At 35.8% G+C, this 11,252-nt stretch carries 12 protein-coding genes and 1 riboswitch; of the genes, 8 read left to right on the top strand and 4 right to left on the bottom strand.

Going from position 1 to position 11,252, the window contains the following annotated elements; genetic code table 11:
* The first annotated feature begins 5 nt into the window (after nt 1-5).
* The 5 genes from ACMAWV_RS08035 (at nt 6) to ACMAWV_RS08015 (ending at nt 5,210) form a co-directional block, all read left to right on the top strand.
* Nucleotides 6-905, top strand: coding sequence for a hypothetical protein (locus tag ACMAWV_RS08035; protein ID WP_412469606.1), 900 nt, complete (start codon nt 6-8; stop codon nt 903-905).
* Nucleotides 906-921: 16 nt separating this feature from the next.
* The gene (locus ACMAWV_RS08030; RefSeq protein WP_392991774.1) at nt 922-1,599 is read left to right on the top strand and encodes a hypothetical protein; all 678 of its coding nucleotides are present in this window, start codon (nt 922-924) and stop codon (nt 1,597-1,599) included.
* Entirely contained in the window at nt 1,599-2,525 is a 927-nt protein-coding gene (locus tag ACMAWV_RS08025) for a hypothetical protein (RefSeq protein ID WP_412462660.1), read from the top strand. Before ACMAWV_RS08030 ends, ACMAWV_RS08025 begins: the two co-directional genes overlap by 1 nt.
* A 99-nt stretch (nt 2,526-2,624) precedes the next feature.
* Entirely contained in the window at nt 2,625-2,984 is a 360-nt protein-coding gene (locus tag ACMAWV_RS08020; RefSeq protein WP_392991771.1) for a hypothetical protein, read from the top strand.
* A 74-nt stretch (nt 2,985-3,058) separates the two neighbouring features.
* A riboswitch (TPP riboswitch) is annotated at nt 3,059-3,171 on the top strand.
* Complete coding sequence (locus ACMAWV_RS08015) at nt 3,162-5,210, top strand: TonB-dependent receptor (protein ID WP_412469607.1); 2,049 nt, start codon at nt 3,162-3,164, stop codon at nt 5,208-5,210. It overlaps the preceding riboswitch by 10 nt.
* 8 nt (nt 5,211-5,218) lie before the next feature.
* Here ACMAWV_RS08015 and ACMAWV_RS08010 read toward each other — a convergent pair whose 3' ends face one another.
* Complete coding sequence (locus tag ACMAWV_RS08010; RefSeq protein WP_412469608.1) at nt 5,219-6,052, bottom strand: hypothetical protein; 834 nt, start codon at nt 6,050-6,052, stop codon at nt 5,219-5,221.
* Between the two features lie 188 nt (nt 6,053-6,240).
* Here ACMAWV_RS08010 and ACMAWV_RS08005 point away from each other — a divergent pair, with 188 nt between their 5' ends.
* Together ACMAWV_RS08005 and ACMAWV_RS08000 are read left to right on the top strand one after the other, a co-directional pair.
* Complete coding sequence (locus ACMAWV_RS08005; protein ID WP_392991766.1) at nt 6,241-6,966, top strand: YebC/PmpR family DNA-binding transcriptional regulator; 726 nt, start codon at nt 6,241-6,243, stop codon at nt 6,964-6,966.
* A 3-nt stretch (nt 6,967-6,969) separates the two neighbouring features.
* Nucleotides 6,970-7,380: a hypothetical protein gene (locus tag ACMAWV_RS08000; protein ID WP_412469609.1), complete on the top strand. Its 411-nt coding sequence runs from the start codon at nt 6,970-6,972 to the stop codon at nt 7,378-7,380.
* A gap of 37 nt (nt 7,381-7,417) precedes the next feature.
* Here ACMAWV_RS08000 and ACMAWV_RS07995 read toward each other — a convergent pair whose 3' ends face one another.
* Complete coding sequence (locus tag ACMAWV_RS07995; RefSeq protein ID WP_392991762.1) at nt 7,418-8,470, bottom strand: NAD(P)-dependent alcohol dehydrogenase; 1,053 nt, start codon at nt 8,468-8,470, stop codon at nt 7,418-7,420.
* Nucleotides 8,471-8,569: 99 nt separating this feature from the next.
* On the opposite strand from ACMAWV_RS07995, the gene ACMAWV_RS07990 reads away from it, so the two are divergent.
* A complete protein-coding gene (locus tag ACMAWV_RS07990) occupies nt 8,570-9,403 on the top strand; it encodes an ion channel (RefSeq protein WP_412462664.1) in 834 nt (277 codons plus the stop codon).
* Here ACMAWV_RS07990 and ACMAWV_RS07985 read toward each other — a convergent pair.
* Nucleotides 9,400-10,233, bottom strand: a complete 834-nt coding sequence (locus ACMAWV_RS07985) for a hypothetical protein (protein ID WP_412469610.1) — start codon at nt 10,231-10,233, stop codon at nt 9,400-9,402. The two genes, ACMAWV_RS07990 and ACMAWV_RS07985, sit on opposite strands and share 4 nt — an antisense overlap.
* Before the next feature lie 21 nt (nt 10,234-10,254).
* On the bottom strand, nt 10,255-11,163 hold the full coding sequence (locus ACMAWV_RS07980) for a hypothetical protein (protein WP_412469611.1): 909 nt from the start codon (nt 11,161-11,163) through the stop codon (nt 10,255-10,257).
* Nucleotides 11,164-11,252 lie beyond the last annotated feature (89 nt).

Raw genomic sequence — 11,252 nt, 5'->3', positions numbered from 1 at the left:
AAGAGATGAAAATATTTTTAACTATCATTCTACTTTGTGCAAACCTTTCAGCTTCGGCCTGTCTCGTTCTACAAAAAGACGATAATGGCAAAAAGTCACATCCTGCAATCAAACATTATGTTGAAGATGGAGACAAGAAGAGAGAAGTCGTTGTTAAAAACACAAGTGACAGTATTTGTCGCTACACTATTATCAAAACAGAGCTTATCCAATCAAGAGATGGTAGTTATAGCTATCTTCCATATAGAATTGGTCAAGATGTAAGTTATTCATTAGCGCCATATATGTCACTTTTAGATGAAAAAGGGATTGAAAGCTTTTCTATTGAACAGAGTTTAGCTCCTGGAGAGACAAGGCACTATGGACTACAAATTAACATTGCCTCTGACTTAAAGACAGGTAGTTTTCAGGCCGGATTTAAAATTGATTATATGAGTGGAGCAACAAGTTTCATCGTTGGTGAAATTTATTACTCAACTAAAGAGGCTCAAGTATCACCACAATTGAGATTCTTAAAATTTGACAAGAAAAAGAACAAGCTTACATATGCACTTGCAAATAAAGGAAACGCTTACACATTCTTTGAGATGAATCTAATCTATACTGATCCAATATCAGGGTTTGAGTCTCATGGTGTAACTGTGGATAACGAACTGCACTTATTTAAGGCCAATATAAAAAACCACCTCCTGCCAGGAGGTAAGACAATTTTATCGGAAATTAGTCTTAAATCACACCTAAGAAATTTAAGAAAACAATTTGCGCAACAATACCCTGGACTGGACTTTCCAGAAGTATTAAATCTTACGGCCGTTCCGCTATACGGGATTGACTACGAGAACTGGACAAATCACAAAAACTTACCATTAGGATTCAAATCAGTAATGATTCAAACTAATTTATAAATTTAAGGAGAAGACAATGAAATTAATTAAGCTAGCAACACTTGCAACAGCATTAAGCTTCAATTCATTTGCAGCAGATTCAACAGCAAATGGATCAATTACATTATCAGGTGGATTTTCACCAAAGGTTAGCAGTGTTTCGATTGCACTTGTTGATTGTGGAAAAGACGTAACATTTAATGACTGTGATGCAACTCTAAGTTCAACAAGCTTTGGATCACACACACAAGATGCAACATTAAACCTAGGTACTTTTGATGGTGAATCAAATACACGTTATATAAAATTTGAAATCAAATCAAAAATGTTACTTTTCAAAGGTGACTACCTGAAAATTTCAAAATCTCTAACATCTTCTTCAAATGATGTATCTGTAGCACTTGAAAAAATGATTTTTGTATCTGCAGGCCTAGATACATATGGACAACAGACTCTTGGTGGAGCGACTTCTAGCCTAGTATCAGGCGATATCATGGTAGACACTAAAAAAGCTATTACTGATGTTGCATCAGAAGTATACAACTCTGCAGCAGCTAACCCAGGTGAAGCAAACGCTAAAGTTCTATCTGCCTTAGCAGATAACACAGCACTTACAGTTAGAGGAATTATCGCTCTTGAAGCTGGTGATGAAGCGACTTCAGACAACTTCCAAGCTGTAATCAATGTTGGTTTCACTGGTGTTGACGGCCTATAATGATTAAAAATATAGCTCTCACATTCATAACTCTTATTGCTTTTAGCATTTATGCTTCTTGTAATATGGGTGGCTCTTTTGGATGTGAGAGCTATTCTGATATTGGCCTTAATGGTCTAACTCTTGATCCATGGCAAGTGTATGAAGGTAGCTACTCTTGTTCATCACCGAGTAATTCAAATTACTACTATGATATCCAAGACATTAGTATAAAAGCTGGAATGACACTGGAGATTAGTTTTAAGACTGATACAAGTGCAGAACTCGATTTAAAGGCCATCACTTCAAAAGGGATTAGACATATCCAACGAGTGAAAAATCAGCTGATGTATGATGCTATTGATGGAGATCGTTGGTATTGGCAGACATATCAGCTTACTATCACTGGAAAAGCAACAACGCTAACTCAACTTAGAATTAAGCTTCCTGCATATACAAATATTGATGATTTCCAGTGGACTATTGAGGACTCATCTGGTTCTGGGACGAATGGACGTTATTTACAATTAAATGATCAAATACATTTCAACTACACTATTTCAGAAGATGACTTCTTCTCTCCAGTTCCAAAGGTATGGAATATAGAGCTCGAAGGTGTCTTTGGAGCAAATGATGAAGCATTAATAGGATTTGCACCTCGTAGTACTAACCCAATATTTCTTCCAAGCTGTGAATCTATCGTAGATTCACTTATTGTTGTTACTGCGCAAGAAAGTGGTAATGACTCATTTTCAATAGAGTGTGATCAGTTAATATTCCCACTTAGTGCACGAATCCCCTATTTAAGATTAAAAAATAACACGGCAAAGAGTTATTGTTCGGCAATAAATTTTTCGATTCAAACTCGATTTAGACTATCTATCTCAGATGATATTCAATCAACTGATTACAACGAAGTATTCGATATTATTACAGAATTTAAGTAAGAAATAATTTCAGGGATACTTGGCCTGCCTTGCATTTCCAGATGTAAAATGCGATTTAGTAAACAAATATACAAACAAAAAATAGATAGTGAGGATAATATGAAAAAAGCACTTTTATCACTAGTGTGTCTACTTACACTTAATGCACAGGCCGGTATCTCTATTGGACTACCTCCAGGAATGAGCATGCCAGACTTTGATTCAATTGAGCAATCTCAACGTGTTTTTGAGGAAACAGTTGAAGAGCTAATGGCAAATGAAGAAGTTAAATCAATAGTTAGAACTGTTGAAGAAGACTACCTAGCAGCTTGTACTGCACAGCCAGAAAAAGCTTCTGCATCACTATTTAATATGTACCTTCGTTATAACTGTGAAGGTGCAACAGATGTTAAACTTGTTATTACAGCAAAGATCAAAAAAGGCGTTGTAAAAGTAAAAAACTATAAAGTTAAGTTCTAAGAAATAAAATAATTGGGCCAGCCTAGCTGGCCTTTTTATTTGCCCTTTTAATTATATTAATGTAATTAATACCAAAATTTATACAAGGGAGCTGCACCATAATGTGGCTGAGAATAGCGGAATTGGCCGTAAAACCTTCTAACTTGATCCAGGTAATGCTGGCGTAAGGAGATTCAGATGAAAATACTGATACTAGTATTTATTTCCCAACTAATTCATGCTCAAACAAAAACAGTAGATTCAGACAATGCAATCTATATCTATGGTCTTTTTGAAAAGAAAGAATATTACAGTGATGCTAATAGTATTTCTTTAAAGACGCAAAAAGATTTTTCGCAACAACAATCAACAGATATCAGTGAGACCTTTAAGGCGATTCCAAACCTAAATATGGCAAATGGTAGCTCTCGCTCAAGCTTCTTTCAAATAAGAGGTATTGGAGAGCGCTCAGCATATGAAGGGATTTCGAATTATTCAGTTGGTTTAATGGTAGATGAAATAGACTATACGGGAGTTTCTGGAACAACAAACCTTAACGGAGTTAAGCAACTTGAGATCTATAAAGGACCTCAAGCAACACGTTTTGGTCCAAGTGCAATGGCAGGAATGATTCATGTAAAATCTCTTACACCATCACAAAAATCCCAAATAAATACATATCTTTCATATGAATCATTTAACACTTGGGAAGAAAGTATCAGTTATTCAGGAATGCTAAGTAAAACGACAGGGCTAGCACTCGCTATTAGTAAAAGAGATAGCGATGGTTATATGAACAATGATTACTTAAGTCGCAAGGATACAAATGGACAAGACGAAATAAATCTACGCACTAATCTGACGATGGACTTTAACACGGCAACTCTAACGACAGGGTTACACTACTTTGATAAAAACAACGGATACGATGCGTTTGTTCAAGACAACGGTTTCACGACACGTTCAGATAAACCAGGTAAAGATGAAAGTAGAACATTTGGACAATACATAAAACTTGAAAAAGATTTGAATGCAAACCTGACAAGTACATCGATATTAACTCACTTCAAAAACGAATCTTATTATAGCTACGATGAAGACTGGGGAAATAATCCATACTGGAATTCAATCCCAGGATGGAACGCAGACTACGACTACAATATTGAGTTCCCAAGAGAGCGAGAGGATTTCACATTGGATCAACGTCTCTCATCAAAGGCCACGACAGCTGGTATTTACCTAAAATCATCTAACGAAGATTTCAAGGAAGTTGGTTATGAAGACTCAGCAGTAAGAAAAAATATAAGTGGAGAAGTCGATACAAAATTAGTTTCAATTTACGCTGAAAGTAGAAATGAGCTAAGTGAAAAATTGAGCTTAGACTATGGTGCACGTCTAGAATATCGCAAGGTAGAATTTGAATCATTAGAAGGCGGTATTAAAACAAATCTTACACCAGAAGATCTGATGTATGGCCTTAATATCACGCTATCTAAGAAAGAACTTCTTGGTGATCTTGCATACGCTAAACTATCTAAAGGATATAAGCCTGGTGGTATAAACACACAGTCGGCCGTACCAAATTCGAGAAAAGAGTTTCAACCTGAAGACCTCTATTCATTAGAAATTGGACAGAAATATCTGATAAAAGAAAAAGGGATTTCAATAAATAGCTCTCTTTTCTTTATGTATCGAAATAATGCTCAAGTTAAAACATCATTTCAAGATGATCCAATGGATCCAAGTTCGTTCACATTCTACACAGATAACGCTGCAAGTGGGTTCAATTATGGAGCAGAGATTGAAGCTAGTCTTGAAAAACCATATGGCCTAAACCTCTCTTCAGGACTTGGTCTACTTGGAACGCGCTACGGAGACTACAATATTGGTACACGTGATCTTGAAGGAAGACAAATGCCTCATGCACCAAACTACCAAGTTAATTTAAACCTTAACTATAAATATAGAAATGGACTGTATTGGGATATCAACTTCTACGCTTCAGATGATTTCTACTACTCAAATTCACACGATTTGAAATCTGATCCGTATCAGATAGTTGATACTAAGATAGGATATCGCTACAAGTCTTTAGACGTCTCAATTTGGTGCAAGAATGTATTTGATGAAACATATTCTCTGCGTGGTTATTACTTTGCGAATATGCCTCCAACTTGGCAAGATGAGCTATATACTCAAAACGAGGCCCCAAGAAGCTATGGGCTTAGCTTAAAGTATGAATTTTAAATTAAGTACTAGAGATAATCTTTATTAATACCATATGCATTAAAAATATGATCATCAGGAGTTACACGATAAAGTTTTAATTTGTTTCTCTCTCGATGTTGTGAAATATATGTTTCATAACAATCTTCTACAGATAGAACTTCACTAGTGAAAACTCCTTGCTGGTCAAAAGCAAAGCGTTCAGCACGAAAAGCATGTTGGGCGCGATTTTTCTCTTTTATTTCATAAATTTCATACATCTTATTCGTTTCATATTCTGAAAGATCCTTCATAGGCTCAAGATCTAGACCGAATAACTTTTGAAAGTCTTTGAATGTATTATAATAAATCATATCCACTTCATACTCTTGTGGTATTAGCTCATCAAGAGCATGTGTTGCTTCATGAACAAAGAAGTGAGCAACAAGTCCTAATTCATCTTCAAGACCGATGAAGATTGTAGGTGTCTCCATTGTAAAGTCAAAAAGAGCAGAAGTTCTCTGTGTTAATCCTCTACGCTCTCTTTCAAGCTTTGAAAGGTTTCTTATTTTTAATTTACCATCATCTAATAAGGGCCTGATTCTATTAACAACCTCCTGGCCTTTCTCAGTTGTTGATACTAATGAGAAAAGATCATCAATTGAATAGTTACTTTTATTTAAGTGATAATCTTGCCCAGCTCGATTAATTACACATCTATCAACTTCGGCCCTTTGATCTTGCGTGCGGTGTCGATAAGTTGGGTTATGATCTATATCTGGACCAAAACCACCGAGACCACCGAGACCACCGAGACCACCTAGGCCGCCAAAAGATGCTAGAATATTTAGTTTTATGAATGTGAGAGCTAGGTATTTTTCCATAATGATCTTCCTTTAAGATGAAGATATCACTTAATAGATGCTACTTGTCATTAATTGAAGATACTTCATATTTGACTATTTTCTATACATATTTCAGCAACTTAGCTTAATTAAATAGGCCCAGAACTAGACGATTTATGATGATTTGACTAAAACTATAGGATACTAATTTAACGTAAGAGAGATTTATGGGAAGAAAATCAGCAAAAATTGCGGCCAAAAAAGGCGCAGCAGACAAGGCCCGTGGGCAAGTATTTACGAGAGCTCTTAAAGATGTATTCTTAGCATCGAAAAGTGGTAGTGGAGATCCTGATACTAACTTTCTTTTGAAGGTTGCTATTGATCGTTGTAAGAAGTTTAACGTACCAAAAGACAATATCGACCGTGCGATAAAAAAAGGACAAGGTGGTGATGGTGCAGGTTACGTCGATATCAACTATGAAGGTTACGGACCTGGTGGTGTGGCCGTTTTCGTTGAGGCCTCAACAGATAATAATACAAGAACTGTAGCAAGTGTAAGAAGCTACTTTAATAAAGTTCAAGGATCACTTGGACAAACTGGTTCTCTTGAATTCGTATTTAAAAGAGAGGCAAACTTTCTCGTGAACGAAGAGAATGTTTCTGATAAAGACGAATTTGAACTTGAGATTATTGATGCAGGTGCTGAAGATATTACTCTAGAAGACGGTGTTTTTGAAATCATCGCACCAGTTGAATCATTTGGAGATATTCAAAAGAAACTTCAAGAAATTGGGATTACACCTGAAGAAGCGAGACTCGAAAGAGTTCCTTTAAACTATAAAGCAATTAATGATGAAGATACATTGAAGCAATTCGAAAGATTAATCGATCTTCTTGAAGAAGACGACGATGTTGTTACTGTTTATCACAACCTTGAAGAATCAGAGGAGTAATTCATGAAAAAAATCATTATTGCTCTAATCACTCTTATTGCAACAGCTGGCGCTTCAGATTTAAAAGTAGAAAAAGATTTTGCGAAAAATCTATTTCTTTCTCTAGAGTCAACAGTAGAACCAGATTGCAACGGGTCTAAATGTATAATCGAATTAGACCAAATTTTTTGTACACAATTGTTTAAAAAGACAAAATGTACAGTAGGTGCTTTTTCAAATGGTGACATTCTTGTTAAGACAGTAAAGGGTGACGAGGCACAAGATATCTCGGACGCTTTATACGATATTAGCGAAGCGACTTGTTCATCAGACAAAGATGCCTGTGGAATTCATTTCTACAATGTAACTTGTGAAGAAAAATCAAAGTTAGTATTTAAATCATATAAATGCCATTTAAGTGACTTAAGAAAATAGTTTAAATAAAGGGATCCTTAGGATCCCTTTTTTTTAACTAACCAAGCTTACTCATATCAATGACAAAGCGATAACGGACATCGCTTTTAAGTACCCTTTCATAAGCTTCATTAACTTGTTTAGGCTCAATCATTTCTATCTCAGGGGAAATATTATGCTTCCCACAGAAATCTAACATTTCCTGTGTCTCTTTGATTCCTCCAATAACAGAACCTGCATAACTTCTACGTTTCATAATAAGTGGAAATGGATGTATTGCTAAAGGTTCTTCAGGAACTCCAACAGAGACCAATGTTCCATCTAGTTTTAAGAGATTAAAATAATTTCCCATATCTATTTTATTACTAGAAACAGTATTAATAATAAGGTCAAACTTTTCGGCGTTCTCTTCAAAAACTTTCTCATCTCCCGTATAGAGGAATTTATGCGCTCCTAATTTTGAAGCATCCTCTTGCTTATTCTTTGTATGACTAAGAACTGTAACTTCAGCACCTTTTGCGGCCGCTATCTTAACTCCCATGTGCCCTAGTCCCCCAAGCCCCATAATAGCAACTTTTTTGCCAGGGCCAGCTTTCCAATGAGTTAAAGGAGAATACAGCGTTATACCTGCACACATAAGCGGGCCAGCTTTTTGTAAATCAATATTGTCAGGAATCTTTAAAACGAAGTCTTGGTCAACTACGATAACATCAGAATAGCCACCTTGAGTATGGCCAGTACCATCATCAACTTCCGAACCATATGTCTGTGTTGCCCCTTGCTCACAATATTGTTCAAGATGATTTTCACAAGGAGAACAACTACGACAAGAATCGACAAGACATCCAACTCCAACACGATCCCCTATTTTATATTTTTTTACATTTGCACCAACCTCTCGAACAACACCAGCAATCTCGTGCCCAGGAACTAGAGGAAAAGGTGTACCTAGTCCCCACTCATCTCTTACCATATGAATATCAGAGTGGCAGATACCACAATACTTAATATCGATCACAACATCATTAGGTCTAGCTTCTCTTCTTTCAAAATTATATGGTTCAAGTGGCGCTTTAGGACTCTTTGCCGCGATTCCTTTTGATCTAATCATTACAGTCTCCTTGTTTAAGATGATGGCATTTTACAAGGTAAGTGCTACCTAATAGATTAATGATTTTCTTAAATTTTATTCTTCGGATATAATTTAAACATGGCAAAGCTAAATGTATCAATTGAGGGTGTTAGGTATAATCTGTTTAATGATTTATACTATCGAATGATCAGAACATCCTGGTCTCGTTTTTTTCTAACTGCGAGTTTAATATACTTGATCATTAACTTTCTTTTTGCGTTACTTTACTTTTACTCTCCAGCAGAAATTTCAAATACTAATAGTAACTCGCTTTGGGATGCATTTGTCTTCAGTTTTCAAACAAGCTCAACTATCGGCTATGGTTACTATCTTCCTAAAAATGACCCTGCCCACTTCTTAGTGATAATCGATGCCATGACTGGTATCTTCTACGCTGCAATTATAACAGGTATGGCCTTTGCTAAATTTGCAAAACCTTCAGCTAAGATTATTTTTACAAATAATATTATCATCGCTACGTTTGATTCAGTACCGACTCTAATGTTTAGAATTGCCAATAGTAGGGATACACATATTATCGATGCATCAGTTAAGGTTGGGGCCTTAATTCCCTATGTTTCTAAGGAAGGCCATCATATAAGACGTACATGTAACTTAAAGTTGATGAACACAGAAAACCCGACATTTCTTCTAACATGGACAGTTATGCATCCCATCGATACAGAAAGTCCACTCTATGGCCTAACGTTAGATGAAATAAAAGAGAAAAGAATATCTTTTTCAACTTCATTTACTGGAATAGACAAAGTACTTACTCAAACTGTTCACTCTAACCACATCTACCTTGCAAAGGACTTACTCAAGGCAAAGAAGTTCAAGGACGTCCTCAAGCATGATCAAGAGGACTCCTATCAATTAAATTTAGATAATTTTCATTCGATAGAAGATTAGAATCTAATCCCAGCTCCAATGTAAAAATTGAATCCACTTTGATCAATTTGTTGTGAAACACCACTTTCATGTGCCATTGGTGCAAGCACGTAATCTCTTTGCTCTACTCCTACTTGTACAAAGAAATTATCCCAAAAAATGGCCTTCGCCTCAAGCGAGACACCGTAAGAATAGCCACCAATATCGTTAAAGTGATTTTCTTCATACTCTGTACCATTGTAGTAAGTTTTAGTATCAGATTGGACATGAACTAAACCTGCACTTATACCTGGACTTAACTCAAATCTAAAACGGGGAGTATCAACAAGTCTAATGGCATATTTCATACCAATTTGGATATCATTCAATATCGTAACATTTTTAGCTTCATAGACATCATATTGATCATCCTCTAGAAAGCCTCCTTCAGTTACACCAACATGTCGACCAGACATATTATAGCGACGATACGTATCGGCCAATTCAATACTAAAAGTTTGAGTAACAAGATACTCAATTGTTACTTTATGACCTTCTTTAAATTTTAAATTTTCATCTAATATTCGATCGAATTCTTCATCATATAAATCGTAAAGAGAATCTCCATCATTTGAAACATTATAAGAGGTATCCATATCTGAACGATTTATCTTAGAATATGTTATAACAAATCTTTTTCTAATTCCGTCAAGGAGCGATTCCTCCTCTACTTCGAGCTCCTTTATCGCAATAGGCTCAAAGACAGCTTCGTTATCACCAGTTAATTCATTTAAGTGAGCGTGATTGATATTTAAGTTCTCACCAAAAACCTGAGGAATAAATAATAGAAATGATAAAAATATTTTTTTCATCTAATGCCTTGTTTTAAAATATTAATAGAATTCTGGTAGATCTAACTCTTCCTCAACGTATTCGTCATATTCTTTATCACCTTTTTTTGTATCAACTTCATATGACTTACCAAAGAAGAACTCTTCCATATCAAAACGATATTGATAAGTGAGCATAAACTGTGTTTCATCGAAGCTCTTTTGACCACGACCGAAATTCTCATTGAATTCGTTACGCTTTACTTTTAGACCAAAAGTATGCTTCGACTTTTCACTTGGCCGATATTCAATACCTGCTCCATATTCGTTTCTCTGATAAGAGTAATTAAATTTTTTATCTTCAGTTTCAAAATTTCTTTCATCACCTTGTTTGTAGTAGGCATAAGCTCGGGCATTACCATCACCAATTTTGAAATGGATTTCACCAGTTGCTTCGATATCTAAATTGACCGAGTCTTGATTATAGATTCTCTTATAGGAGCGACCGAGATTACGACTATCTTCTTCATTAAACTGATGAACACTCCAAGTATCACTTGCTTTTGCAACACCTGATAGAATTAATGTCACACCATCATCTAAGACAAATGCTTTTCTAATTACTAAGTGCGCATATTGAATACTACCGTGCTGCCCGATAGAGTCATGGATCTTTTCATATTTTGCGCCAAGGGCCCTTAGAGCGATCTCAACACCACCAAATTCTTCTCTTTGATACCTTTTTTCAAATTGCATCCAGTCCAACTCTGCAAGCTCCAAATTACCGTTACTATCGGCCCTAAAAGTGAGTGTAACTGGCCCTTCATCAAGGCTTGAGTCTTTATACCAATTGCCAAGATTAGTCTTAACACCGGCCTCGGCCCCATATAAATTATCAGCCGCAAAAGACGTTGAACTAGAACAAATTAAGAACGTACTTATAATAGATAAGCTTTTAAGTGATTTAATCATATGATTGATAAAGCAAGTAAAATGCCAATAAATCGCACAATAAATGTAGTATTTTAGCTTAGAATTGATCAAAAAATAGACGGCCGTCT

Origin of the sequence: Halobacteriovorax sp. RT-1-1 (assembly GCF_047085455.1) — a bacterium.
GTDB lineage: Bacteria > Bdellovibrionota > Bacteriovoracia > Bacteriovoracales > Bacteriovoracaceae > Halobacteriovorax_A.
This window is presented reverse-complemented; position numbering and strand designations above follow the sequence as displayed.